Origin of the sequence: Marinobacter sp. 3-2 (assembly GCF_003751355.1) — a bacterium.
GTDB classification, from domain to species: domain Bacteria; phylum Pseudomonadota; class Gammaproteobacteria; order Pseudomonadales; family Oleiphilaceae; genus Marinobacter; species Marinobacter adhaerens.
Map to the genome: position 1 here is coordinate 112594 of NZ_RJUQ01000011.1, position 24377 is coordinate 136970.

Genomic DNA, 24377 nt, shown 5'->3' on the forward strand with positions numbered 1-24377 from the left:
CGCGGCCTTCAGGCCGGTAACAGTTTCTCGATGTCGGCCCGAATATCCTCCGGCTTGGTTGTAGGCGGATAGCGACGGACTACCTTGCCATCGGGAGCTACCAGGAACTTGGTGAAGTTCCACTTGACCTTTTCCGACCCCATCAGTCCCTTGGCTTCATGCTTGAGAAAACGAAACAGTGGGTGGGCGCCATCACCGTTGACTTCGACCTTGGAAAACATGGGGAAGTCGACCCCGTAGTTGAGACTGCAGAACTGGCTAATTGCATCCTCGTCGCCCGGGTCCTGATTAAGGAACTGGTTGCAGGGAAAACCCAGAACCTCAAACCCCTTACTCCCCAATTCGTTGTGCAGGGACTGCAGGCCTTCGAATTGCGGTGTGAAACCACATTTACTCGCGGTATTCACGATCAGGAGCACCTTGCCCCGGTACTCTGCCATGCTTTGTTCATTACCCTTGATATCCCTTACCGTAAAATCGTAGACCGTCTCGCCTGCCATGGAGCTCTCCCTTCGATGTTTGTGTTCGTCGTGACTCCATTGTTCACAACACAGACCAAAAAACCATGGCAATGCAGGCTCTACGGCGATCATTTTTAAAAACCGGTTCAGGTTTGTGTGCTAAATCTGCCTTCACACGACACAATTCATCATAATTCCCCTGTTGCCGCCGGGCCTCGCTCCGCTAGAATAAAGGCCTCTCGTATTGGCAGGTGCCATTTTTCGCTCTCAAAAGAAGGACGTCCGGGTCTTATGCAGAACTACTACAAATCCGCCAAGCTGGATAACGTGTGTTATGAAATCCGTGGCGTGGTTCTGCGGGAGGCACGCCGGCTAGAGGAAGAGGGTCACCGGGTACTCAAGCTTAATATTGGCAACCCTGCAGCGTTCGAACTGGATGTCCCGGAAGAAATCCAGCAGGACGTCATCTACAACATGCACCAGGCCCAGGGCTATGTGGAGTCGAAGGGGTTGTTCTCCGCCCGCAAGGCGGTCATGCACTACTGCCAGCAGCGGGGTATCGACAAGGTCGATATCGACGATATTTTCCTGGGCAACGGCGTCAGCGAGTTGATCGTTATGACGATGCAGGCCATGTTGAATACCGGCGACGAAGTCTTGATCCCGGCCCCGGACTACCCCTTGTGGACCGCAGCCGTCACACTTTCCAGCGGCAAGCCCGTGCACTATCGCTGCGACGAACAGCAGGACTGGTTTCCGGATATTGACGATATCCGCAAGAAGATCACCCGGCGGACCCGTGCCATTGTTCTGATCAACCCCAACAACCCGACCGGGGCAGTGTATTCAAAGGAGCTTCTCGAGCAGGTCATCGAACTGGCCCGCAAGCACAACCTGATTATTCTGTCGGACGAGATCTACGACAAGATCCTCTATGACGGTACCCAGCACATCTCGACCGCCTCGCTGGCCGACGACGTGCTGTTCTTTACCTATAACGGCCTGTCCAAGAATTACCGGGCAGCGGGTTACCGCTCGGGCTGGATGATCGTCAGTGGCGCAAAACACCGGGCGAAAGATCTGATCGAAGGCATCGACATGCTCTCGAATATGCGCCTGTGTGCCAACGTTCCGGCCCAACTGGCCATTCAGACAGCCCTGGGAGGCTACCAGTCCATCAACGATCTGGTGGCGCCAGGCGGGCGGCTCTACGAACAAAGGGAAACCGCCTGGCGCATGCTTAACGACATTCCGGGCGTGAGCTGCGTCAAACCCCAGGGTGCGCTTTACCTGTTTCCGAAACTGGATCCCAAGCACTTCCCTATCGTGAACGACGAGAAACTGGTTCTGGACCTGCTGTTGCAGGAGAAGATCCTCCTGGTGCAGGGGTCGGCCTTCAATATCGATGACAGGCAGCACCTGAGAGTCGTGTTCCTGCCCAGGGAAGATACCCTCGAGGATGCCATGGGCCGGCTCGGCAATTTCCTTGGCCAATACCAGCAATAACGGGGAAAACCATGGCGGATATTCACGTCGAGGAATTCTACAAGGATGCGGCCATTGCCCTGGTGCAGTTGTATGGCGCCTTTCCCAGGCGCATCAACCTGTTTGTCGAGGACATTGCAGGCCCGGATGAGCCGGACGAATTTGGCCTGCACAGCAAGCGACACATGGCCTGTTTCGGCGCCCTGCTCTGGCTCGCAGAGGAAGGCTTGCTCCGGTACGTCGACACCATCCGCCAGGAGGCTCTGGACCAGGCGGTTCTGACCAGAGACGCCTTTATCCGCCTGAGCGCACCGGCGCCAGAGACTCTGACCAGCGAATTCGGAATCCCCGAGGAAACGGCTGCCGGTAATCTGCCCCCTTCCGTTCAGGAGGATCTTTCCACTCACATCCACCTGATTCGCAGGGCGCTGCGCGGGGGGAACTCCGCCCGAATCAGCCAGATCATGCAGGCAACCTTTTTTGCCGACCGCGGCAATTATTAAATCACCGTAAGCTCGTTGATTGATTGAACCGCGACCGCATATAACGGTCTGAATAGCGGCTTTATTTTCTTTGACGAACTGATCAGGGCACCAACATGCGTATTCTGCTGTTTCTGGCAACCAACCTTGCTGTCATCCTTGTCGCGAGCTTTACACTGCGGCTGTTGGGCGTGGATAGCTACCTTGCCCAGAATGGTATTCAGTATGGCTCTTTGCTGGCCTTCGCGGCGGTCTTCGGATTTGCCGGCGCCATCGTGTCTCTGCTGATATCCAAACGAATGGCCAAGTGGAGCACCAGGGCCCGGGTTATTGATTCCCCGAGAACACCTGCCGAGCGCTGGCTGGTGGATACCGTAGCCGAGTTGGCGAAGAACGCCGGTATCGGGATGCCGGAGGTGGCTATTTTCCCGGCGTCCCAATCCAACGCCTTCGCAACGGGCTGGAACAAGAACGATGCCCTGGTTGCCGTCAGCGAGGGCCTTTTGCATCGCTTCAACAAGGACGAAATCCGGGCAGTTCTGGGCCACGAAATCGGCCACGTGGCCAATGGCGACATGGTGACCCTGGCTCTGATTCAGGGTGTGGTGAACACGTTCGTGATCTTCGCCTCCCGGGTCATCGGTTCGTTTGTTGACCGGGTGATATTCAAGAACGAAAGTGGGCATGGCCTTGGGTTTTTCGCCGTCAGCATCGTTGCCGAGATTGTCCTGGGCATTCTGGCCAGCACGATCGTGTTCTGGTTCTCCCGCCGGCGGGAATTCCGGGCCGACATCGCTGGCGCCCAACTGGCGGGGCGCACAGCCATGATCAGCGCGCTTGCAAGACTGAAACAGGAAAGTGAAGTGCCGGATCAGATGCCGGATTCGCTCCAGGCATTCGGCATCAATCGCGGAGCCCGGGGCGGCCTGAGCGCCCTGTTTATGACGCATCCGCCCCTGGAAGACCGGATACAGGCATTGCAGCACGCCAAGCTGTAAAAAAACGGGGCCCGAGGGCCCCGTTTTTTGTTGTACAAGTGAGACTCGTTCAGATTTTCAACTTGAACCCAATGGCCCGGAAACTGTCCTGCAGCGATTTGCTGGTGCCCTTGAGCTGAATCTTGAGACTGGAACACTCCCGACGGACCGGGTAATCACGACGGAGCCTGTCAAAGGCCGCACCTCGCTCTTCAACGGATCCGGTCATGGCATTCCGCAGCCGGGCATCGTCGGGACGAGGGTCATAGCAAGCCCTCAGCGCAATGCGGATGGCATCGTCTTCGTCGGCCGAGCTGGTAAAGGAAATCTTGCTGAGCGCCGGCTCGGGTAAAAACTGGCCGGCTTTTTTGCGAACCGGCAAGCCCAGAAACTGGCTAAGCGCCTGGTAGATCATTTCCGTCCCCTGAACCTTGCCTTCGAGGCTGTATCCGGCGATGTGCGGTGTCGCCAGCCAGACCCGGTCAACCAGTTCGGGGTGAATCCTCGGCTCCTGCTCCCAGACATCCAGCGCCACGGTCGGCGCGTTACCCTGGTCAAGCCGGGCCAGCAATGCTAACGAGTCGATGACTTCTCCACGACCAGCATTGATAAGGAGCTGATTTGCGCCCAGAGCCTCAAGCTCGGGATGACCAATCATATGCAGCGTGGGGTGGTCGCCTTCTCGCGTCAAAGGTGTGTGCAGGGACACCACATCACACTTCATGGCCTCTTCCAGCGACACAAACTCCTGATCTTCCTCTTCCCGATCCGCCCTGGGCGGATCACAGAGACGCACATCAAATCCAAGGCGCTCCAGTTTGTGGGCCAATTCACCACCGACATTGCCGACCCCCACAATACCAACGCTGAGCTGGGACCAGTCAGCAAGGCCACGCCGCTCCGCATGCAGCGAGAGCACAGACAACACGTACTCGGCAACACTGTTGGCGTTGCAGCCGGGCGCCGCCGAGAAGCGAATACCCGCGCCCTCGAGCCAGTCGAGATCGACATGGTCGGTACCGATGGTGGTTGTGCCAACAAACCGAACCCGACTGCCCTCAAGGAGCTCACGATTTACCCTGGTGACGGAACGAACCAGCACGATATCGGCATCCAGGACATCCTCGTTCGACATGGAACGGCCGGATACCCGGCGAATCTCGCCGATATCGCCGAAAAAGGAATCCAGTAAGGGAATGTTTTCGTCTGCTACGATCAACATGATGATATTCGGCCCTGTCAGTTCCTGCGCTGACGCTGATTGCGCCCACCCTGACCTCGTCCGCCGCCACCCTGCGGGCGACGACCGCGCTTGCGGGTAATTGGCGGATTGTCCATCGGCGCCATGAGCGCCTCATCGGGCACGGCAGTCTTCAGCTTCTGGCTGATGTAGGTTTCGATGGCGGGAAGCGCGAACGAGTCATCCTCACCGGCAAAACTGATGGAAACCCCGTGCTTGCCAGCCCTGCCTGTGCGGCCAATCCGGTGCACATAATCTTCGGCATTATCAGGCAGATTGTAGTTGAAAACGTGGGTGACGCCGTTGACGTGAATACCACGGCCAGCCACATCGGTGGCCACCAGGACCTGGATGCTGCCTTTTTTGAACTGGTCCAGGGTTTTGAGGCGCTTGTTCTGGGCTATTTCGCCTGACATCAGGGCAACTTTGACGCCCTGGTTCCTCAGATCTTCTTCCAGGTCACGGCACTGATCCCGGCGGTTGGCAAATACCAGCGCCTTTTCCACTTCCGGCCGCTTCAGGAAATTGACGAGCACCGGCAGCTTTTCATCGTCGCCCACCAGGTAGACGGTCTGTTCAACCCGCTCCGCCGTTTTCTGCTCCGGTTCAATTTCGACAAACTCCGCGTTGCTGGTCCACATGGAGGCGAGGTTCAGCACGTCCTGGTTGAACGTGGCACTGAACAGCAGGGTCTGGCGCTCCTCTTTGGGTGTGCATTTTCGGATAATGCGCTTCACATCGGGAATGAAGCCCATGTCCAGCATGCGATCAGCCTCATCAAGGATCAGGATGTCGAGCTGGTCCAGAAACACGTCCTGGGATCCGAGAAAATCGATCAGACGGCCCGGGGTAGCAACAAGGATGTCGACGATCTCATTCTGCAGCTGATCGCGTTGCTTGTCATAGTTCATGCCACCGACAACGGTTACTACGTTGTGGCCGGTATGCTGGCACAGTTGCTCAGCGTCTTTCGCGATCTGCATCGCCAGTTCCCGGGTTGGCGCCAGGGCCAGAACCCTCGGCTCGGAGGCAAAACGGTCCTTTTCGGGAATCGGGGTTTCCAGCAAACTCTGGATCGCCGTAATCAGAAACGCAGCGGTTTTGCCGGTGCCGGTCTGCGCCTGACCAATCAGATCTTCGCAGGCCAGTGTCCAGGGCAGTGTTTCGGCCTGAATGGGTGTGCAGTATTCAAAACCAATGGCCGTAATGGCATCCAGCAAACGTTTGTCGAGGTTCAGATCGCTGAATCTCAGATCGCCGGTGTGTTTTGGGTCAGATGTCATAAAGTCTCAGTTTTCCTGGGAATGTCCTGATTCAGAATATAGCGGAGCGATACGTCGGGCATCTTCATGCCAGCGTTCTTCTAGGGTTTCTCCGGTACCGTAAAATGTGGCCAGCGAATCAAAAAAACTCTGGGCCCGGGGCGGCAACCCCTGTTCCAGATACTCACCTGCCTGGTCTCTGACTCTATGCCGAAACCGCTCTTCATCGGCGGCGCCAACGCCGGAGAGGTTGTCCACGCTGATGTGAAAACGGGACCCTGCGGCCACCGAAAACAACCACTCAATGGCCTGGGGCTTGACCTCAACCTGCTCGAACGCCTGTTGCTGCTGCAGTGTCCGGCCATCCGGACAGTACCAGTAACCATAGTCATGAAGTGTGCGCCGGTGCTCACCAGCAATACACCAGTGGCTTATTTCATGCAAAGCACTGGCATAATAGCCATGAGCGAAAACGACCTGTGCGAGACCTTCCGGATCGCTGGCAGGCAAGTATTCAGGTTCATTACTGCCTTTGACCAGAACTGTCCGGTATGCTTCCCGGAAAAGGTCATTAAACAGCATGATAAGATCATTTGGACTGTGATTCATTGGGTGGCTATTGTGCGACTTTACCGCCCCCAATACCAGAGGGAACTTTGACAGTCACGTCGTGTCCATGGCTGGCGTGCGCCGGCGCCGATTGCGGTGTAACAGTCGCAATTGAAAAGACTCTGAACAGAGAGACACCAACCGGGAAATCTTACAATCAATGATGGCTTTTGCTGCAGTAACGACGATAAAACGCCAATGGGCAAATCCTCTGGGCCTGATTCTGGCACTCGCCCTTGTGTGTTTGAGTTCCCCCTCCGCCTGGGCACTCGGCGGCAATGGAGGCTCGCTTTTCGGTGGCCAGGGTAGCGACTTTCTGCCCGTCGACGAAGCGCTGCCCTTCAGTTTCTCGACCGACGCTGACACCGTGGTTCTCTCCTGGAATATCACGCCCGGGCACTACCTGTATCGCGACCGGATCAGCATCACCGCGACAAATCCCGAGGTAAGCCTGGGCGAACCCGCTTTCTCGGCGCCAGGCACGGTGACCGAGGACGAATTCTTCGGCAAAACCACCGTTTTCTTTGATCCCGTTGACGCCCGTGTGCCTGTCACGCTGCCTGCTGGCCTTCGGGAAGCCGAACTTCAGGTTACCTACCAGGGCTGCGCCAAAGCAGGCTTGTGTTACCCGCCCCAGACCCGGGATGTACTCTTCTACCAGGGTAGCGGCGGATCCGGCTCACAGGCCGCCGCAACAGCGGGTTTTGCGTCAGGCGACAGTGTTCCCGTCGACACGGAAACCGCCACCGGCCTCGCCGGCTTTCTGGCCCAGCAATCCACCCTGGTCATTGCCGGTGTATTTTTGCTCCTCGGGTTGGGACTCACCTTCACCCCCTGTGTGTTGCCCATGGTCCCGATTATTTCCTCGCTGGTTTCCGGCAGAAACACCCGGACAACCGGCCATGCCCTGCTCCTGTCCGGTAGCTATGTACTGGGCATGGCACTCACATACGCTGCGGCCGGCGTGCTGACCGGCCTGCTGGGGGCCAGCTTCAATCTTCAGGCACAATTGCAGTCACCCTGGGTTCTGAGCGTCTTTGCGCTGATGTTTGTCGTTTTCGCACTGTCGATGTTCGATCTGTTCGAAATCCAGCTGCCTCGCTTTATTCGCGAACCACTCAATGATGCCAGTCACCGGCTCACGGGGAGTCGGGTATTCAGTATTTTCGGTATCGGCGCCCTGTCAGCGCTGATCGTATCGCCCTGCGTATCTGCGCCACTCGCTGGCAGCCTGCTGTACATCTCGACGACCCAGGACGCCGTAATCGGCGGGGTTGCCCTGTTTGCGCTTGGACTTGGAATGGGCATTCCTCTGATTCTGGTGGCGGTGGGCGGCCGTAAACTCCTGCCAACAACCGGCCACTGGATGACCGCCGTGAAGCACTTCTATGGTGTGATGTTGCTGGCCGTAGCCATCTGGCTGGTAGAGCGCCTGGTGCCGGGGTGGCTGGCACTGACCCTATGGGGCCTCCTGGTCGCCATCACCGGCGTTCAACTGGGGGCCTTTGACGCTGCCAAGGCGGGCTGGGAGCGCACTCGTAAAGGTCTGGGTCTGGTCCTCTTCGCCTATGGTCTGGCGTTACTGGCAGGCGCCGTGGGTGGCGCCAATGACCCATTAAAACCTCTGGCACCATTCACCATTGCCTCAGCATCGTCAGGCGGCATTGGGACCGCTGGCATTCAGCACGCTGATTTCGTGCGGGTCGAACGGCCAGCGGATATCCAGGCGATGCTAGAACAGGCTCGTGAGCAGGGCCGGCCCGTGCTGCTCGATTTCTACGCCGACTGGTGCATCTCGTGCAAGGTGATGGAACGCAATGTTTTCAGCAAACCGGATGTAATCCAGGCGCTCAGCCCCTACACACTGCTTCAGATCGACATGACGGACAACACGCCCGAGCAGCAGGCTATGCTGGACGAACTGGGTCTGTTCGGGCCGCCAGCCATACTATTTTATGGCAGCAACGGGCAAGAACTTGCCCAACGAAGAGTGCTGGGCGAAATGGATCGGGAGGAATTCCTTGGTCACCTGCAGACGCTGAAGCCGGAAGTCTGACTGACAAAATCGCTATTGCCCCCGGCGTATCAGGTAGATAAACAGATCGTCCTCTTCCAGCTGTTTCACCAGTTCATGGCCGAGAAACTGGCAGAACCTCGGTATGTCCCGGGTGGTAGAGGGGTCTGTCGCCACAACCCGCAACACGCCACCAGGTTGGACATCGTTGATCCGATTATGAAGCATCATGACCGGTTCCGGGCAGAAAAGGCCCCGGGCGTCCAGCTCAAGGTCGTAGTCAGTTGCGGTCACACATCGTCTCCTGTCAATGAACCTGATTTTTCGTAAAAACCTGCTAAATTATTGTTTATAACAGTTAAACCACTTGGAGGTTTCTCATGATCCGGGTTCTGATCGAACGCCATATTGCCGAAACCCTTGAAACAGCCTACGAAGAACGGTCGCGCAAAGTTCTGCAGCAGGCTGTCAGTGCCCCCGGTTTCATTTCTGGCGAAACCCTGCTCGACAGCCACGACCCCAATCACCGGATAACACTGGCGAACTGGCGCTCCGAAGCAGACTGGGATCGATGGTTTCACTCCGATGAGCGCCGTGAACTCATGCTGGAGCTTATCCCCATGATGGACGAAGAAGAGCACATTACAGTGTTGGAGCAAAGCGCCTTTTAACCCGTCCGCTCGATGAAACAGGTTATTTCTTCCCTGTCATGGTAAAGGTGGCGGGCCTTAAGGCGAAAACCGATGCCCGCCTCTTTCAAGCCATCAACGAGAATGTCCCGGCAAATCAGCCACTCGTCATAGCGCTTTTTCATAGGCAACTTCAGATTGAAAACCGTGTAACGGCAAAGGCCGTAACCTAGCCAGGCCACAGCCAATTTTGCCGTTTTCCGGGGCTGATCCACAATGTCGCAGACCATCCAGTCGATGCCGCGCCTGGGCCGCCAACCATAACCATCCGCCTCAACATGCTCCACCTGTCCAGAGGCCATCAATTCAGGGTTCATTGGGCCATTGTCCACTGCGGTTACCATCATCCCCTGACGCACAAGCTGCCAGGTCCATCCGCCCGGAGCGGCCCCAAGATCCGCGGCCTTCTTGCCACCACCAAGGTAGTCCAACTCCTGTTCCGGGGGCAGAAACACCTTCCAGGCCTCTTCGAGCTTGAGGGCAGAACGACTGGGCGCTGATGCCGGCAGCCGCAGGCGCGGGATGCCACCAACGTAACGTGCCCGGTTATCCGCCAGACTGAAACCGACGACCGCCGACGTAAAATCGGGGAGGAAAACCTCCAGACGCGCCGGCGCAGGAGCATTCTGGTCAGCCTTCAGGAGGCCGGCTCCTCGCAAACCGCGGGAGAGCGGAGACACCCACTTTCGGGCAAAGTTTCCAAGGTCTCCATCCGCGTTGTTTTCCGGTAACCGGACTTCCAGCCGCGCACAACCCGGAAAACCGCGCCCAAGTCCACGGATTCCCTCGATAACAGCACCGACCCTGTCAGTCTCTGGCAGGCTGAATTGCCCGAGAACGACAATCCAGTCACGGACGAAGACCAGCTCATCAAGAGGCAGACGAGCCATCACATCATCGGCAGTTTCCGGAGCTGCCGGGTAGAAGCGCACCAGCCCCTGGTCTTTCAGGGGCTCGAAATACCCGAAAATACCTCGCTCCGAGGCTGAGTCGGTCATTTCACGGCCGGCTTCGGTTTCAAAGCCTGGCCGGCAAAACACAAGAATCTGTTCCATGCATTTCCTGAATCAGGGTCGGAGACCAACCCGTAAAAGTTGAAACTGTTTAACAGCTTAGATTGTCTTCTCTGGCTACACTTCCCGCTCTGATAACCGCGGGAAGCCATGAATGTCGTCCGTTTTGCATTTGATTGCCATTCTCTGCCTTTTGCTGGCCCCTGCCCTGGCGCTGCCAGACACGGGGTCGATGGCGTCGGACTGCCCCGTCCTCGAGGCCACCGATACTGCTGCCCGCGCTTCCCTGATGCAATACGTTTGCTATTACAGTGCGCCGCCGGGCGCGCCCGGACATGAAGCAAGGAATCCGGACCAACTCCCCCGAAGTATCGATTGGACCCCGGCAAACGGCCGGGACCTGGTATTCAGCCACACCAAATCCGTTTACTGGGTACACCTGCACGTCAGGAACTCCGGCGCTGAGCGGGCCGCCTGGTACCTGAAACTCAACTACCCGCTGCTGGACGAAGTCACATTCTGGCAGGCGGGTAATGATACTACAGAGACACTGGTTACCGGAGATCAGCGGCCTTTCGGGTCCAGGGCGGTAGACTACCGGTACTTTCTGCTTCCCGTCACACTGGATGGCGGTGAAACCCGGTCCCTGACGATCCGGATCCACAGCAATGGCGCTCTGAACGTGCCGCTCAGCTTTGAAACCCCGGCGGAAGTCATTGCCCGCAGTAATCATCTGACACTGACCCACGGGCTATTCTACGGCGCGCTCCTGGTCTTTGCGGTCTTCAACCTGCTGCTGTTCTTCAGCTCCGGCACCGGCTATTACTTCTACAACGCGTTTTACCTGGCAGCACTCGGACTGTTTCTGTTCGCCATGGGCGGCTTCGCGAACCAGTACTTCTGGCCAGACAACCCGGGCTTTGCCAATACATCCATCCCCCTGTCTTTGTCCCTTTGCGCCCTGGCCATGATCCTTTTCGGCCGGTCCTTCCTGGAAGTAGACCGCGGAACCATCTCGGAAACGGTCCTCAAAGGGCAGGCCTGGTTCTGCATTGGCTTCCTGGCACTGACACTGATACTGCCCTACAACAAAACCATTCTTCTCAATACCGTTCTCGCACTGACGGTTATTTCAAGCCTGTTCATCATCGCAGCGGTTCGTTGGCAACAGGGGTATCAGCCGGCCATGTGGTATCTGCTGGCCTGGCTGATCATGCTCGTTGGTGGTCTGATCTATGCCCTGGCGGCTTTTGGCTATCTGCATGACTTTCTTGCACGGGAGGCGCTGATGCAATCAGCAGTGGGAGGACAGGTGATCCTGCTGAACTATGCGATGGTGCAAAGGTGGCGCCTGCTGAACCAGAAGCTTCTGGACGTGGAACACAATGCAAGGACAGAACTGGAATTCAAGGTGCATGAACGTACCGCGCAGCTGCGGAACACCATGCGGGAACTGGAAAAGGCCAACCGCAAGCTATCGACACTGAGCCTGAACGACGCCCTGACCGGCCTTTACAATCGAAGGCACCTGAACAACATATTCCCGGAATTGTGCGCCGAAGCTCGGCGCACGTCCCAGCCACTGACCCTGGCGCTGGTCGATGCCGACCATTTCAAGAACATTAACGACACCTGGGGCCATGGCTTTGGGGACAGCTGCCTTCAGTTCATCGCCGAAATGCTGACCCGGCACGTGAAACGTCCCCGGGATGTTGCCATCCGATTCGGTGGTGAGGAGTTTGCGTTACTGCTGCCCGGAACCGATGCAAACGGAGCTTTGAATGTCTGTTCTGCATTGCTGCAAGACATCGCCAGGACGCCACTACTCTCCCCAGACGGCACCAAAGTGAGAATAACCCTCAGCGCAGGTATCGCATCACTCGACTCCGGAGAGACCCAGAACCAACTGTTCGAGCGGGCCGATGAGGCCCTGTACCGTGCAAAAAGCAAAGGCCGCAACCGCGCTGAGCTCTCTGAGGCTGTCGGGGTGCAGTAGAGATGAGGCTCAAAGCCGCTCGTCCACAAAGATCCGGGTTTCCCGGGCAGCCGCCACGATCAGCTCCTTTTGGGTCTGTGGCTGGCTTTTCAGCGGCTGGAAATCATGATTACCCCCTTCCAGCCAGTGCAAACGGATTCCCTCCAACTCCTGCTCATGGCCAGCCATCTCGGACGGTTTCCCGAACGGATCCCTTGTCCCCTGAAGCACCAGCATAGGGCAGTTCACATCCTGGAAGTGCCCGGTACGCCAGCGGTCGGGCTTACCGGGCGGATGGAAGGGATAACCAAAGCAGGCGACACCATCAATACCTTCCCGACGGCTCGCCAGAATGCTTGCCATGCGTCCACCCATGGATTTGCCACCCACCAGCACCCTGCTGCCAGATCCGCAATCTGATAGAACCTGGTCGACCACCCGGGTAAAACAGTCCAGCAACACTTGCTCTCTGTCGGGCGGTCGCTTCTTTCCATCCAGACGCCTTTTCTGCATATACGGGAACTCAAAACGTACTGTCTCAATGCCCTCTTGCTCCAGCGCTGCCGAAAGCTCCTCCATGAAGCTCGAATCGGCCGGCGCGCCGGCGCCGTGTGCCAAAATCAGTACAACTTTCGGCTCATCCTCATAGCCTTTGGTCTTAATCAACTCCACAGAATTCACCTCATTCAGTTAAGCGACTATCATTGCACTCAGGCAACACACATTCCCTTCGCTGAAACAACTCCAATAACGGCACTGAAAAGGAAGCCATGTTGCTGATTTCGGCGCATTTGACGGATGTCAGGACTTGACCTGAGTCATTGCAAACAGCTAATCGTTTCTCCATACTTGCGCCCGCATATTTCCCCACTTTAAACCCATTGGTAAGGCTATGAGCACAGTAAATGCAAACCTGACATACAACTACAAGGTGGTAAGGCAGTTCACCATCATGACAGTGGTATGGGGTATTGTAGGTATGTCCCTGGGTGTGCTGATCGCAGCGCAGCTGGTCTGGCCATCCCTCAACCTCGACCTGCCCTTCACCCACTTCGGCCGTCTCCGGCCGCTGCATACCAACGCCGTCATATTCGGCTTTGGTGGAAGTGCCCTCTTCGCTACCTCCTACTATGTTGTGCAACGCACCTGTCAGGCCCGTCTGATTTCAGATGGACTGGCGTCGTTCACTTTCTGGGGTTGGCAAGCGATCATTGTCTCGGCAGCCATTACCCTGCCGCTCGGCCTTACCTCTTCCAAGGAATATGCCGAACTCGAATGGCCGATCGATATCGCCATAGCCATTGTCTGGGTAACCTACGCACTCGTGTTCTTCGGAACCGTAATGAAGCGCAGCACCCCGCACATCTACGTGGCCAACTGGTTCTACGGTGCCTTCATTATTACGGTTGCGGCACTCCATATCGGCAATAACCTGGCCCTGCCAGCGAGCGCCTTCAAGTCCTACTCTGCATACGCAGGTGTCACCGACGCCATGATGCAGTGGTGGTATGGCCACAACGCCGTTGGCTTTTTCCTGACCGCCGGCTTCCTCGGGATGATGTACTACTTCGTTCCCAAGCAGGCCAACCGCCCGGTTTACTCCTACCGCCTGTCAATCGTCCACTTCTGGGCGCTGATCGCAACTTACGTATGGGCTGGTGGTCACCACCTGCACTACTCTGCACTTCCAGACTGGGCACAGACTGCAGGCATGGTAATGTCTCTGATTCTGCTGGCACCCTCCTGGGGCGGCATGATCAACGGCATGATGACTCTCTCAGGCGCATGGCACAAACTGCGCACTGACCCTATTCTGCGCTTCCTCGTGGTCTCCCTGTCGTTCTACGGCATGTCCACTTTCGAAGGCCCGATGATGGCCATCAAGACAGTCAACGCGCTTTCCCACAACACTGACTGGACCATCGGCCACGTTCACTCCGGTGCTCTCGGCTGGGTTGCCATGATCAGTATCGGTGCGGTTTATCACCTGGTGCCCAAGCTTTGGGGTGTTCAGGCGATGTACAGCTCTGCCCTGATCAACGTGCACTTCTGGCTGGCGACAGTAGGGGTTGTTCTGTACATCGTCGCGATGTGGGTAAACGGCATCATGCAAGGCCTGATGTGGCGCGCTGTCAACGAAGACGGCACCCTGACATACAGCTTTGTTGAAGCCCTGGAGGCCTCCTACCCCGGTTACTTTGTTCGCTTCATCGGCGGAGCCATTTTCGTGAGCGGCATGCTGCTGATGGCTTATAACGTCTACATGACCGTTCGCCAGAAAGATGCGGTTGCGCAGGACAACGCGGCAACACAGCCGGCGTAACGGGAGAGAATCAGAATGAAACATGAAATAGTCGAAAAGAACCTTGGTCTGATGATCGTACTGATCGTCCTGGTCATCAGTGGCGGCTTTCTGGCGGAAATAGTGCCGCTGTTCTTCCAGAAGAGTGTGAATGAGCCTGTCGAAGGCCTTGAGCCCCTCAGTGCTGTTGAGCTGGAAGGCAGGGACATCTACATTCGCGAAGGCTGCCACGTTTGTCATACCCAGCAGATCCGTCCGTTCCGTGCGGAGACTGAGCGGTATGGCCACTACTCCGTTGCGGGCGAGTTTGTTTATGACCGCCCGTTCCTGTGGGGATCCAAGCGCACCGGTCCGGATCTGGCCCGTGTAGGCGGTCGCTATTCGGACGCCTGGCAACGCCAGCATCTCTATAACCCGCGCAGCGTGGTTCCCGAATCAAACATGCCGGCCTTCCCGTGGCTGTTTGAGGACAAGGTAGACCACACCAAGACTGCTGCGAAGATGGAGACACTGCAAACACTTGGCGTGCCCTACACCGATGAGCAGATTGCCGAGGCGTCCGCTCAAGTGGAAGGCAAATTTGAAATCGAGGCTCTGGTCGCTTACCTGCAACAACTGGGCACAGTGATTTCAGAAAGACGGTGAATCAATGGATATCAATGAGTTACGCGGAGTTCACACACTTCTGGTGATGGCAGCCTTTTTCGGCATCGTGTGGTGGGCTTACAGCGCCCACCGCAAGAAAGCCAACGACGAGGCCGCACACTTGCCCTTCGATGATGACGACGTGGAAAAGCGTACGCTCGAACAGGAAAAAGCGGAGAAAAAACAATGAGTACCTTCTGGAGTATCTGGATCAGCGTGATCACGCTGGGTACTGTGTTTGGCTGCTGGTGGCTGCTTTGGGCGACCCGCAAGAGCCAGACGAGCGATACCGAAACCGACCGCACCATGGGCCATTCCTTTGATGGCATTGAGGAATATGACAACCCACTCCCCAAGTGGTGGTTCTACCTGTTCCTCGCTACCTGTGTATTTGCGCTAGGATACCTCGCGCTCTATCCGGGTCTGGGTAGTTTCAAGGGCTTGCTGGGCTGGACGTCGACCAACCAATGGGAAGCCGAGGTTGCCGAGGCTGAAGAGAAGTACGGGCCGATTTACGCCCAGTACGGACAGACCCCGGTGCCCGAGTTGGCAGAAAACAGCGATGCCATGAAAATCGGCCAGCGCCTGTTTGCCAACAATTGTGCGGTATGCCATGGCTCCGCCGCTCGCGGCCAGGTGGGCTTCCCCAACCTGACGGACGACGACTGGCTTTATGGTGGAACTCCCGAGGCCATCCTGAGTACGCTGCACAACGGTCGTATGGGCGCCATGCCTGCCATGGGAACGATGCCAAATATGACCAGCGAACAAGTCGACCAGGTGGTTAACTATGTTCTCAGTTTCAGTGGACGGGAAAAGGATGCCGACGCAGCCAAAGCCGGAGAGCAAGTGTTTGCCCAGGCTTGCGTTGCTTGCCACGGCGCAGACGGCAAGGGCAATCAGGCCATTGGCGCACCGAACCTGACAGACAACACCTGGCTCTACGGTTCTACCTATGAGTGGATCAAGGAGACTGTCGTGAACGGTCGTCAGAATATGATGCCCGCTCAGGATCGCCTGCTTTCGGACGATCAGATTCAGATTCTCGCGGCTTACGTCTACAGCCTCTCGAACTGAGTCAGCCGGCCGGGGTCAAGCCCCGGCCCGGTCTTTTCAACCCTGTGTCTGCGATGCGGGCACAGGCTTGAAAAGATCAGCAGCCTAACGGCCTGTTGCCCCGCATTACCATTTTCCTGGAGGTAACGATGAGCAGTGAGATTCCGGTCAAACAGGTTGACCCATCCTCTGACCCCTCCGACAACAACAATAAATCCGGAACCGTCGAGCTATACGCCAGCCGTAAGAAGATTTACGTCAAGGAAGTCAAAGGCTTCTTCCAACGCATCCGTAATGTCAGTCTTTTGCTGCTGATGGGGATGTACTTTGCGTTTGTCTGGTTCACCCTGGACGGACAACCACTGATTCATTTCGATCTCCCGGCCCGTGAATTCCACCTTTACGGGGCGACCTTCTACCCGAAAGATTTTATCTTGCTCTCGGGAATGCTGATTATCAGCGCTTTTGGTCTGTTTTTCATTACCACGCTATTTGGCCGGGTCTGGTGTGGCTACACTTGCCCCCAAACCGTATGGACCTTCATATTCATGTGGGTTGAGGAGCGTATTGAAGGCAGCCGAAACAAAAGGATGAAGCTGGATAAAGCTCCCAGCTCAGCAAACAAAATCGCCAAGAAATCCGCCAAGCACGCGGTATGGTTGCTCATAGCCCTGGCTACCGGGCTAACCTTTGTCGGCTATTTCTACCCCATTCGGGAATTGATTACCGATCTGTTTACCCTGCAGGCCAATGGCTGGGCCTATTTCTGGGTTGCCTTTTTCACTGTAGCCACCTACCTCAACGCCGGGTGGATGCGTGAGCAGGTTTGTCTGTACATGTGCCCTTATGCCCGCTTCCAGTCGGTCATGTTCGATCCCGATACCCGTGTGGTCTCTTACGATCCCAACCGCGGCGAGCCCCGGGGCGGACGAAAGAAAGGCGTGGATCCTGCGGAAGCGGGCTTGGGGGACTGTATCGACTGCGGTCAGTGCGTTCAGGTCTGCCCCACCGGCATTGATATCAGAGATGGCCTCCAGTACGAGTGTATCGGCTGCGCCCTTTGCATTGATGCCTGTGACGAGATCATGGACAAGATGAACTACCCCAGGGGCCTGATCCGCTACACCACAGAAAACGAGCTGGAGGGCAAAACCTCGAAGCTCCTGCGGCCCAGAACCTTTGGCTACGGCGCCGTGCTGTCTTTGATGATTGCAGCAATCATATTCACGATTGCCACCCGGGTCCCGGCCCAGATGGATGCTCTGCGTGATCGCGGCGCGCTGTTCAGCTTCAATGGCGAGGGTCGTATCGAAAACTCCTACACCCTCAAAATCGCCAACATGACAGAGGTTCCTCAAACCTTCTCCCTGTCGGTGACCGGGATGAAGGGAATTCGTATCCTGACTGACAGCTCGGTGACCGTAGAGAGTGGCGAAAACCGCGCGCTGCCCACTGTTGTCGATGTGCCGCCGGAATCCATTACCGAATCCAATAACGACATTCTGTTCAGGGCTCAATCAGAGTCAGATTCTTCACTGAGCCTGGAAACCGAAAGTCGATTCGTCGGTCCAACGCGCTGATCATTGATCAGCGTGCGCATCCGAACGTCTAAATGAGATAGAGATATATGACTACTGAAACACCCGTCGCACCCTGGTATCGCCAGCCCTGGTTCTGGTTCCTCCTGATTTTCCCGGGTGCGTCCATCATTTATTGCGCCGTTGCGATTACCATCGCTATCAACACGGAAAACTCAATGGTGACAGACGACTGGTCCAAGGAAGGCCGTGGGATCAACATGTCCATCGCGAGGGACCAGAAGGCCGCGGACCTTGGCATGGAAGCCCAGATTGACTTTCAGAACCGAAACGTCACGGTCAACCTGAGTACCGTGGAAGGTCCCGCGGACTTCCCGTATCTGATTCTCAACCTGTTCCATCCGACCCTCTCGGACAAAGACCGCACTGTCCAGTTCCAGCAGATCGCTCCGGGCCGGTTTGCCGGGAAACTGCACAGTGACATCGATGGTCGCTGGTACTATGACCTCAGAGGTCCCGCCAATGAGTGGCGCCTTAAGGGTGAAACCTGGTTACCTTCTGAAAGCGGCATTACCATCAAGGCCGGGGAGTCTGCCCAAGGTTGACGCACCTGGATTGCTTCCATTGCGGTGAGCCGGCTGACGGTGAGCCGCCCATTACCCTCGAGCTTGATGGCACAACCCACCACTTCTGCTGTCAGGGCTGCAAAGCGGTTTGCCAGACGATTCACAGCGAGGGTCTGACCGGTTTTTACGATTTCCGGACTGAACCGGCAGTCACGCCAAAGCAACTGACCAACGCCGAAGTGAACCGCCTGAGGGAACTGGATCACCCCCTGGTTCAGGAGTCCTTCGTGGCGCCAGTAAAAGGCGCACAGGAAGCTCAGTTGCTGATTGGCCGCATCACCTGCGCTGCCTGTATCTGGCTGCTTGAAAATCACATGAAGCAGCAAACTGGTGTCGTATCTTTTTCGGTGAATCACACCACACAGCGTGCCCGCCTGGTCTGGTCCCAGGATCAAGCGCCTCTGAGCGACCTTTTGATTGCCATCCATGAGCTTGGCTATACGGCTCGCCCCTATCAGGCAGACGAGGCAGAACAGGCCCTGAAGGCGGAACACCGTTCTATGCTGATCAGGGTCGCCATCGCGGGCATCGGCTCTTTCCAGAGCATGATGCTGGCATTTCCGTTGTACTTTGAACTGGTCAATGATCTCTCACCGGAGTTTGTCAGTTTTTTCCGCTGGTTCAGCCTGCTGGTCGCCACTCCAGTGGTTCTCTACAGCGCCGCCCCCTTTTTCCGGAACGCTCGCCGGGACATCCAGAGCCGGCACCTGACCATGGATGTGCCGGTTGCCATTGCAATCGGACTGGCCTACCTCGCCAGTGCCTGGGTAACAATAGTTGGTGGGGACGAAGTCTACTTCGAGTCCGTGTGCATGTTTACATTCTTCCTGCTGTTGGGTCGTTATATTGAAGTGCAGGCCCGCTACCGAGCCGGCCTGACCGGAAACGCCCTTGCGGGGTTCCAGCCGACCGTTGCCACACTGGTGAGCGGTGACGATACGGACATAGTCCCGGCGCATCAGATTCGCCCGGGAGATATCGTTCGGGTTCGACCCGGAGAAACTTTGCCAGTGGATGGAGAAATCGTGCGGGGCGAGTCCACCCTGAACGAAGCCGCGTTGACGGGAGAGTATCTGCCCGAAACCCGTTACCCCGGGGATACGGTTCATGCCGGCAGTGTGAACGGCGAAAACCCACTTGATGTCCGGGTGGTAAAAGCAGGTGCTCAAACGCGGCTGTCCGGTATTCTCCGGGTGTTGGATCGGGTGCAATCTGAAAAGCCCCAGGTCGCAATGATGGCGGACCGGATGGCGGGGAAATTTGTGGGACGGGTACTGATACTGGCACCCGTTGTCTGGATTGGCTGGTGGCTGGCAGGCGCTGATAATGCCTTCGACATCACCCTTTCGGTACTGGTGGTCACCTGCCCCTGTGCTCTGTCGCTGGCGACGCCCACCGCGATCACCTCCGCCACCGTCAGGCTGCGCCGTCTCGGGTTTCTGCCCACTCGGGGCCACACCCTCGAATCAATGAACACCATCGATACCGTGGTGTTCGACAAAACCGGGACATTGACCCGCGGCGAACTCAGCCTGACCGGAATCGATATTGTTGGCAGCATGGATGAAACAACCTGCCTGAAGCTCGCCGCCGGGCTCGAGAAATATTCCGAGCATCCCATCGCCCGCGTATTCCATCGGCGTGACACCGCAGCCGTCGAAAACGTAGAAAACCACGTCGGTGGGGGCCTCTCTGGCCAGCTGGGAGACAGGCCATTGTTCATCGGCCACCGGGGTTTTGTCCAACAGCATGTCAGTACACCCGCGCCCAGCGCCGAACCTCACCAGGGCATGGAGATCTGGCTCGCTTCGGATCGCGAGTGGCTGGCGTGCTTTCGGTTGGACGACCAACCCCGAGCCGATGCCCGTGCGGCGATCAGAGCTCTTCAGGACGCTGGTATTCGCACATTGCTCCTGAGTGGCGACCGGTCCGGACATGTTGAGCAGGTAGCAGGCATGCTGGGCATTGACGAAGCGATAGGACAAGCCTCTCCGGAAGAAAAACTGGCGGTACTGCAGAAACTTGAATCTGAAGGCAGGCACATCATGATGGTCGGCGACGGGCTGAACGATCTTCCGTCTATGGCCGGAGCGGGAATCTCGGTCGCCATGGGCACTGCTGCGGACCTGACCCAGCTCAAAGCCGATGCGGTACTTTTGAATGGCCAGTTGCTGCAGTTGGTTGAGGCCCTGAAAACTAGCCGTCAGACCCGGCGCATCATCCGCCAGAATCTCTGGTGGGCCCTGGCCTACAATGTCTGTGCGCTGCCCCTGGCTGCCGCAGGCATGGTGCCACCCTGGCTGGCAGCGATCGGGATGTCCCTCAGTTCCCTGGTGGTGGTGTTAAATGCACTTCGGCTTGGCAAAGCGCCTGCACAACCGCATCAGGATAATCCCCCGGTTGGCGCACAGGCGCTGTCCTGATACCGTAGCTTTATACTCGTTTTTTGAGGGTTCGCTGTGAAAATCGTAATGTTCCTCGTTCCGGTGATGCTCATCCTGGTAACTCTGGGTGTCGTGCTTTTTTCATGGGCGGTCAAGAACGGCCAGTACGATGACCTGGAAGGCCCAGCCCATCGGATACTTTACGATGACGATAAAGATATGATTCCGGACGACGCCCGCACTGACAAGACCGCCAAAGAGGCTTCTCCCCCAGAGCAAGCCGTTGAGGTCAGCGAGGCTGACAATCCCGATGAGGATAAACCTCAAAAAGGATGAGCCCGGAACTTTACCTCAGCTATCCAAGCGCCTTCCTCATAGGACTCCTTGGCAGCACGCACTGCCTTGGCATGTGTGGCGGCATCAGCGCTTCCCTCTCAATGGCACTGCCTGTAGGCCGGGGTTTCCGGGTACGACAGACGGTCATGCTGCTGGCGTTCAACTTTGGGCGCATCGGTAGCTATGTGCTGATCGCCACACTGGTCGCGCTGGCCAGTACCACGGCGGCCAGTCAGTGGAGCACGGCCGGTCTTGTGCTTCGCAGCCTGGCCGGGGTTTTGCTGATCTTCATGGGATTATCCATGGGGCAATGGTGGCAGGGTATTCGTTACGTCGAACGGGTCGGCGCTCCAGTCTGGGCTCGTCTCTCTCCCCTGACCCGTCGCTTCCTGCCGGTAAATCACGGGGGACAGGCGCTTGCCCTCGGAGCACTCTGGGGCTGGCTGCCCTGCGGGCTGGTTTACAGCACTCTCGGATGGGCAGCGCTACAACCGACGGTGGGCTCGGCAGCACTAACCATGCTGTTTTTCGGGCTTGGTACCCTTCCTTCCATGCTCGCAACAGGTTTTGCGGCCAACTGGATCCGAGGCTTGCAGAGCCACCAGTTGTTCCGGAAGGTCACCGGTGGACTGCTTATCCTCTTCGGGCTATGGACCCTGCCTTTCCTGCATCTGTTCGGACACTAGTGTCCCGTCTGGTTAATTCGTTGACCTACTGCGTGGCGCTGAGGCCCCTGGCCAAGGCGCCAGTACGCAGGTGTGGTGGTTCCACAACAAGTGCTGGCAACACCCGGCCAGGGGCCTCAGCGCCGCGCCCTTCGGGAGCCACTGAGAGCCTTGATAGCCGCGTTGCGCTGACTCGATTTGGAACCACCAAACCTTCGCCATCGCGCCTTGCTCTCAAGGCTCTCAGTGGCTCAGTAGATCAGCGAATTAACCAGACGGGACACTAGCTACCTAGATATTCAACACGTCCAGGCGACCGAAGTCAGTAGTGGCCTCAGGTTCGGCAGTGTGAACGGCCTGGCGTTTACCGCCGAGGCGCTTTCCTTCCCGAAAATCATAGAGGTTGGTATCAGCCAGGTGCGACGGCTCCACATTGCACATGGCCCGGAACATTGTCTCCAACCGGCCGGGGTGCTGCTTGTCCCAGCTCTGGAACATGTCCTTGATAACCTGGCGCTGCAAGTTCTCCTGAGAACCACACAGGTTGCAGGGAATAATTGGAAACTCTCTCAGACCGGCGTAGCGGGCGATATCCTTTTCGCGGCTGTAAGCCAGCGGCCGGATAACGGTATTGCGGCCATCATCACTGTGCAGAACTGGCGGCATGGATTTCAGTTTGCCGCCATAGAACATGTTCAGGAACAGGGTTTCCAGCAGATCGTCCCTATGGTGACCGAGCGCAATCTTGGTTACTCCGTGCTCTTCGGCGAAATTATAGAGAATTCCGCGACGTAGCCGGCTACACAGACCGCAGGTAGTCTTCCCTTCGGGGACTTTTTCCTTAACAATACTGTAAGTGTCCTTTTCGATGATGTGGTACTCGATACCCATGGAGGACAGGTACTCAGGCAACACCTCTTCCGGGAAACCGGGCTGTTTCTGGTCAAGGTTGACGGCAATCAGCTCGAACGAGACAGGCGCGCTCTTCTGCAGGTTAAGCAGGATATCGAGCATGGCGTAAGAGTCTTTTCCGCCGCTGAGGCAGCACATGACTTTGTCACCGGCCTCAATCATCGAAAAATCGGCAATCGCCTGCCCGACTTCGCGGCGCAGACGTTTCTGCAGCTTGTTCAACTCCAGCTTCTGGCGGCGTTCCCGCTCTGAGTTGAGGGATTGTTCGGCACTGGCGATCATTGCTTCGGACATACCAACTACGTTCACAGGTTAAATGGACGTGGGATTATACGCGTCACATGGATTCAGGGACAGGATACCAACATGGATACGTTGCAATCGAGTGAAGAAGCCGCTGGTAAACGGGAACAGAACCGCATCCGGAACCGGAGGGCTATCCTTCTCGCGGCGAGGGAATGTTTTCGCGAGCGGGGATATGAAAAATCGACCATCCGCGACATCGTCCGCCGCACCGGTCTTGCCGCCGGAACCTTCTACAATTATTTCTCCAGCAAGCAGGACATCTTCGCCGCCCTGCTCACTGACTTCCTGACCAACCTGAATAACAACCTCACGCGCCATCGGCGCGCTGCGCACACCACAGAAGATTTTATCCACTACGCCTACATGGCTTTGTTCACTGCGACCGCCCGGGATCCACTGGTTTACGAGCTCGCGCACCGAAATGATCGAGCGCTACGGGAGCTGTTTGGTTCGGATATTCTCGGTCTGACCATGCTGTCCCTGGAAGACGATGTTCGCGAGGCGATGGCGCGGGGACTGCTTCCGCAGATCGATCATGAATACCTGTGTGCCGCTTTTTTCGGCGTCGCCTATGAGACCAGCCTGACGCTTGCCAGGCGGGCCCACAGGAACCCGGATTCAGCGGAAGCTGAAGCGTTGACTGCAACCCGATTCTCGACCGCCCTGTTCATGGGCGGGCTTCCGCGGCTGGCTGCACTTCCCTGATGGCCGGGAGTACCCTACCATGGACTCCATGACCGAAAGCCAAGCCCCGATCAAAATGTCCTACCCTGGAGCGGTGAACGAAGATGACTGCCTGGAGCAGCAGATTCAACACCTGCTGGTGGCTGTTGAGCATGAAATCCGGTCAACACCGGCGGGCATGAATGAGCTGTCGCTGATCAAGGCGCTCCAGGGGCAACCGTGGGAGTTGCTTGGAGACGTTGTTTTCAGCGAACCCGAAAAACTCTACCCGGTTCATTTTCTGCTGTTCCACGTACTCTACCGTCTTCGGGACCAGTTGTCCGAGGCCGGCGAAAACCTCCAGATATCGCCTCTCAATATACGCATCGAAAAGCAGAGTGTGGTCAGTGGCGAGGGCGTTCCGGACGGTGTCGACACGCTTCGTCAATTCTATCTGGATCTTTCCCAATACCGTCTGCCGGAGGAAGCGATCCAACGGATGATGAATGATTTCTGGGCCGGTGAGCCCGGGCAGGCACCGGCCCAGGCCGAAACACGGGAAGCAGCGGAAATACTGGGCTTCCAGGCTGTCCCTTCTGATTTCCCGACCGTCAAGAAGCGTTTCCGCCGGGCGGTTATGAACGCCCACCCGGATCGCGGAGGCAAGACCGAAACCATTCAGGATCTGAATCAGGCCTTTGCCGTACTCAAAGCACACTTCCGTCACAACATCTGAC

25 protein-coding genes are annotated in these 24377 nt (G+C 57.0%); 17 read left to right on the forward strand and 8 right to left on the reverse strand.

Translation table 11 applies throughout. From position 1 onward, the window contains the following. Positions 1 to 8: 8 nt before the first annotated feature. Positions 9 to 500 carry a glutathione peroxidase gene (locus tag EDB94_RS02335; protein ID WP_092029806.1) on the reverse strand — a complete coding sequence of 164 codons (492 nt, stop codon included), beginning with the start codon at positions 498 to 500 and terminating at the stop codon, positions 9 to 11. A 252-nt stretch (positions 501 to 752) separates the two neighbouring features. Here EDB94_RS02335 and EDB94_RS02340 point away from each other — a divergent pair, with 252 nt between their 5' ends. From EDB94_RS02340 to htpX, 3 genes are all read left to right on the forward strand, one after another. Beyond that, the gene (locus tag EDB94_RS02340; protein WP_014577437.1) at positions 753 to 1967 is read left to right on the forward strand and encodes a pyridoxal phosphate-dependent aminotransferase; all 1215 of its coding nucleotides are present in this window, start codon (positions 753 to 755) and stop codon (positions 1965 to 1967) included. Positions 1968 to 1978: 11 nt separating this feature from the next. After that, the gene (locus EDB94_RS02345) at positions 1979 to 2449 is read left to right on the forward strand and encodes a hypothetical protein (RefSeq protein WP_053112241.1); all 471 of its coding nucleotides are present in this window, start codon (positions 1979 to 1981) and stop codon (positions 2447 to 2449) included. A gap of 95 nt (positions 2450 to 2544) precedes the next feature. Continuing rightward, positions 2545 to 3426, forward strand: a complete 882-nt coding sequence (gene htpX, locus EDB94_RS02350) for a protease HtpX (protein WP_053112243.1) — start codon at positions 2545 to 2547, stop codon at positions 3424 to 3426. A 49-nt stretch (positions 3427 to 3475) separates the two neighbouring features. On the opposite strand, the gene pdxB is transcribed toward htpX, so the two are convergent. The 3 genes from pdxB to EDB94_RS02365 are packed head-to-tail and all read right to left on the reverse strand — an operon-like array spanning position 3476 to position 6489. Next, positions 3476 to 4627: a 4-phosphoerythronate dehydrogenase PdxB gene (pdxB, locus tag EDB94_RS02355; RefSeq protein WP_108017357.1), complete on the reverse strand. Its 1152-nt coding sequence runs from the start codon at positions 4625 to 4627 to the stop codon at positions 3476 to 3478. 17 nt (positions 4628 to 4644) lie between these two features. Further along, positions 4645 to 5928: a DEAD/DEAH box helicase gene (locus EDB94_RS02360; protein ID WP_053112247.1), complete on the reverse strand. Its 1284-nt coding sequence runs from the start codon at positions 5926 to 5928 to the stop codon at positions 4645 to 4647. Positions 5929 to 5934: 6 nt separating this feature from the next. Continuing rightward, positions 5935 to 6489 (reverse strand): elongation factor P hydroxylase, encoded by a 555-nt coding sequence (locus tag EDB94_RS02365; protein ID WP_108017358.1) that lies wholly within the window; start codon positions 6487 to 6489, stop codon positions 5935 to 5937. A gap of 187 nt (positions 6490 to 6676) precedes the next feature. Here EDB94_RS02365 and dsbD point away from each other — a divergent pair, with 187 nt between their 5' ends. Then, positions 6677 to 8572 (forward strand): protein-disulfide reductase DsbD, encoded by a 1896-nt coding sequence (dsbD, locus tag EDB94_RS02370; protein WP_108017359.1) that lies wholly within the window; start codon positions 6677 to 6679, stop codon positions 8570 to 8572. Positions 8573 to 8584: 12 nt separating this feature from the next. Here dsbD and tusA read toward each other — a convergent pair whose 3' ends face one another. Continuing rightward, positions 8585 to 8824, reverse strand: a complete 240-nt coding sequence (gene tusA / locus EDB94_RS02375) for a sulfurtransferase TusA (protein ID WP_014577444.1) — start codon at positions 8822 to 8824, stop codon at positions 8585 to 8587. 86 nt (positions 8825 to 8910) lie between these two features. On the opposite strand from tusA, the gene EDB94_RS02380 reads away from it, so the two are divergent. Continuing rightward, entirely contained in the window at positions 8911 to 9201 is a 291-nt protein-coding gene (locus EDB94_RS02380) for an antibiotic biosynthesis monooxygenase (RefSeq protein WP_014577445.1), read from the forward strand. Here the strand turns inward: EDB94_RS02380 and rlmM are convergent. Further along, positions 9198 to 10274 (reverse strand): 23S rRNA (cytidine(2498)-2'-O)-methyltransferase RlmM, encoded by a 1077-nt coding sequence (gene rlmM, locus EDB94_RS02385; protein WP_108017360.1) that lies wholly within the window; start codon positions 10272 to 10274, stop codon positions 9198 to 9200. The genes EDB94_RS02380 and rlmM overlap by 4 nt on opposite strands. 112 nt (positions 10275 to 10386) lie before the next feature. On the opposite strand from rlmM, the gene EDB94_RS02390 reads away from it, so the two are divergent. After that, positions 10387 to 12228, forward strand: a complete 1842-nt coding sequence (locus EDB94_RS02390; RefSeq protein ID WP_108017361.1) for a diguanylate cyclase — start codon at positions 10387 to 10389, stop codon at positions 12226 to 12228. A gap of 9 nt (positions 12229 to 12237) precedes the next feature. On the opposite strand, the gene EDB94_RS02395 is transcribed toward EDB94_RS02390, so the two are convergent. Further along, a complete protein-coding gene (locus EDB94_RS02395; protein ID WP_108017362.1) occupies positions 12238 to 12879 on the reverse strand; it encodes an alpha/beta family hydrolase in 642 nt (213 codons plus the stop codon). A 220-nt stretch (positions 12880 to 13099) separates the two neighbouring features. On the opposite strand from EDB94_RS02395, the gene ccoN reads away from it, so the two are divergent. The 9 genes from ccoN (at position 13100) to EDB94_RS02440 (ending at position 21780) form a co-directional block, all read left to right on the forward strand. Then, on the forward strand, positions 13100 to 14530 hold the full coding sequence (ccoN, locus tag EDB94_RS02400; protein ID WP_014577449.1) for a cytochrome-c oxidase, cbb3-type subunit I: 1431 nt from the start codon (positions 13100 to 13102) through the stop codon (positions 14528 to 14530). A gap of 15 nt (positions 14531 to 14545) precedes the next feature. After that, entirely contained in the window at positions 14546 to 15154 is a 609-nt protein-coding gene (gene ccoO, locus EDB94_RS02405) for a cytochrome-c oxidase, cbb3-type subunit II (RefSeq protein ID WP_014577450.1), read from the forward strand. Positions 15155 to 15158: 4 nt separating this feature from the next. Beyond that, positions 15159 to 15344 carry a CcoQ/FixQ family Cbb3-type cytochrome c oxidase assembly chaperone gene (locus EDB94_RS02410; RefSeq protein WP_014577451.1) on the forward strand — a complete coding sequence of 62 codons (186 nt, stop codon included), beginning with the start codon at positions 15159 to 15161 and terminating at the stop codon, positions 15342 to 15344. Further along, positions 15341 to 16231 (forward strand): cytochrome-c oxidase, cbb3-type subunit III, encoded by an 891-nt coding sequence (ccoP, locus tag EDB94_RS02415; protein ID WP_062782529.1) that lies wholly within the window; start codon positions 15341 to 15343, stop codon positions 16229 to 16231. The genes EDB94_RS02410 and ccoP overlap by 4 nt, the downstream gene beginning before the upstream one ends. A gap of 128 nt (positions 16232 to 16359) precedes the next feature. Then, positions 16360 to 17790, forward strand: a complete 1431-nt coding sequence (ccoG, locus tag EDB94_RS02420; protein ID WP_108017363.1) for a cytochrome c oxidase accessory protein CcoG — start codon at positions 16360 to 16362, stop codon at positions 17788 to 17790. Between the two features lie 47 nt (positions 17791 to 17837). Beyond that, positions 17838 to 18353 (forward strand): FixH family protein, encoded by a 516-nt coding sequence (locus EDB94_RS02425; RefSeq protein WP_014577454.1) that lies wholly within the window; start codon positions 17838 to 17840, stop codon positions 18351 to 18353. Further along, positions 18350 to 20797, forward strand: a complete 2448-nt coding sequence (locus EDB94_RS02430; RefSeq protein ID WP_108017364.1) for a heavy metal translocating P-type ATPase — start codon at positions 18350 to 18352, stop codon at positions 20795 to 20797. Before EDB94_RS02425 ends, EDB94_RS02430 begins: the two co-directional genes overlap by 4 nt. 36 nt (positions 20798 to 20833) lie before the next feature. Further along, positions 20834 to 21094, forward strand: a complete 261-nt coding sequence (gene ccoS, locus EDB94_RS02435; RefSeq protein WP_260312500.1) for a cbb3-type cytochrome oxidase assembly protein CcoS — start codon at positions 20834 to 20836, stop codon at positions 21092 to 21094. Next, complete coding sequence (locus tag EDB94_RS02440; protein WP_041645285.1) at positions 21091 to 21780, forward strand: sulfite exporter TauE/SafE family protein; 690 nt, start codon at positions 21091 to 21093, stop codon at positions 21778 to 21780. The genes ccoS and EDB94_RS02440 overlap by 4 nt, the downstream gene beginning before the upstream one ends. Positions 21781 to 22050: 270 nt before the next feature. Here the strand turns inward: EDB94_RS02440 and ttcA are convergent, their stop codons facing one another. Beyond that, complete coding sequence (gene ttcA / locus EDB94_RS02445; protein ID WP_108017366.1) at positions 22051 to 22965, reverse strand: tRNA 2-thiocytidine(32) synthetase TtcA; 915 nt, start codon at positions 22963 to 22965, stop codon at positions 22051 to 22053. A gap of 72 nt (positions 22966 to 23037) precedes the next feature. Between ttcA and EDB94_RS02450 the strand changes: the two genes are divergently transcribed. Together EDB94_RS02450 and EDB94_RS02455 are read left to right on the forward strand one after the other, a co-directional pair. Then, positions 23038 to 23682: a TetR/AcrR family transcriptional regulator gene (locus tag EDB94_RS02450; protein WP_108017367.1), complete on the forward strand. Its 645-nt coding sequence runs from the start codon at positions 23038 to 23040 to the stop codon at positions 23680 to 23682. A 19-nt stretch (positions 23683 to 23701) separates the two neighbouring features. After that, positions 23702 to 24376, forward strand: coding sequence for a DNA-J related domain-containing protein (locus EDB94_RS02455; protein ID WP_108017368.1), 675 nt, complete (start codon positions 23702 to 23704; stop codon positions 24374 to 24376). The last annotated feature ends 1 nt before the right edge of the window (position 24377 follow it).

Bases quoted from the DNA above. Each gene is read 5' to 3' on its own strand.
- EDB94_RS02335 (WP_092029806.1), bottom strand. From the start codon at position 500: ATGGCAGGCGAGACGGTCTACGATTTTACGGTAAGGGATATCAAGGGT.
- EDB94_RS02340 (WP_014577437.1), top strand. From the start codon at position 753: ATGCAGAACTACTACAAATCCGCCAAGCTGGATAACGTGTGTTATGAA.
- EDB94_RS02345 (WP_053112241.1), top strand. From the start codon at position 1,979: ATGGCGGATATTCACGTCGAGGAATTCTACAAGGATGCGGCCATTGCC.
- htpX (WP_053112243.1), top strand. From the start codon at position 2,545: ATGCGTATTCTGCTGTTTCTGGCAACCAACCTTGCTGTCATCCTTGTC.
- pdxB (WP_108017357.1), bottom strand. From the start codon at position 4,627: ATGTTGATCGTAGCAGACGAAAACATTCCCTTACTGGATTCCTTTTTC.
- EDB94_RS02360 (WP_053112247.1), bottom strand. From the start codon at position 5,928: ATGACATCTGACCCAAAACACACCGGCGATCTGAGATTCAGCGATCTG.
- EDB94_RS02365 (WP_108017358.1), bottom strand. From the start codon at position 6,489: ATGCTGTTTAATGACCTTTTCCGGGAAGCATACCGGACAGTTCTGGTC.
- dsbD (WP_108017359.1), top strand. From the start codon at position 6,677: ATGATGGCTTTTGCTGCAGTAACGACGATAAAACGCCAATGGGCAAAT.
- EDB94_RS02380 (WP_014577445.1), top strand. From the start codon at position 8,911: ATGATCCGGGTTCTGATCGAACGCCATATTGCCGAAACCCTTGAAACA.
- rlmM (WP_108017360.1), bottom strand. From the start codon at position 10,274: ATGGAACAGATTCTTGTGTTTTGCCGGCCAGGCTTTGAAACCGAAGCC.
- EDB94_RS02390 (WP_108017361.1), top strand. From the start codon at position 10,387: ATGTCGTCCGTTTTGCATTTGATTGCCATTCTCTGCCTTTTGCTGGCC.
- ccoN (WP_014577449.1), top strand. From the start codon at position 13,100: ATGAGCACAGTAAATGCAAACCTGACATACAACTACAAGGTGGTAAGG.
- ccoO (WP_014577450.1), top strand. From the start codon at position 14,546: ATGAAACATGAAATAGTCGAAAAGAACCTTGGTCTGATGATCGTACTG.
- EDB94_RS02410 (WP_014577451.1), top strand. From the start codon at position 15,159: ATGGATATCAATGAGTTACGCGGAGTTCACACACTTCTGGTGATGGCA.
- ccoP (WP_062782529.1), top strand. From the start codon at position 15,341: ATGAGTACCTTCTGGAGTATCTGGATCAGCGTGATCACGCTGGGTACT.
- ccoG (WP_108017363.1), top strand. From the start codon at position 16,360: ATGAGCAGTGAGATTCCGGTCAAACAGGTTGACCCATCCTCTGACCCC.
- EDB94_RS02425 (WP_014577454.1), top strand. From the start codon at position 17,838: ATGACTACTGAAACACCCGTCGCACCCTGGTATCGCCAGCCCTGGTTC.
- EDB94_RS02440 (WP_041645285.1), top strand. From the start codon at position 21,091: ATGAGCCCGGAACTTTACCTCAGCTATCCAAGCGCCTTCCTCATAGGA.
- ttcA (WP_108017366.1), bottom strand. From the start codon at position 22,965: ATGTCCGAAGCAATGATCGCCAGTGCCGAACAATCCCTCAACTCAGAG.
- EDB94_RS02450 (WP_108017367.1), top strand. From the start codon at position 23,038: ATGGATACGTTGCAATCGAGTGAAGAAGCCGCTGGTAAACGGGAACAG.
- EDB94_RS02455 (WP_108017368.1), top strand. From the start codon at position 23,702: ATGGACTCCATGACCGAAAGCCAAGCCCCGATCAAAATGTCCTACCCT.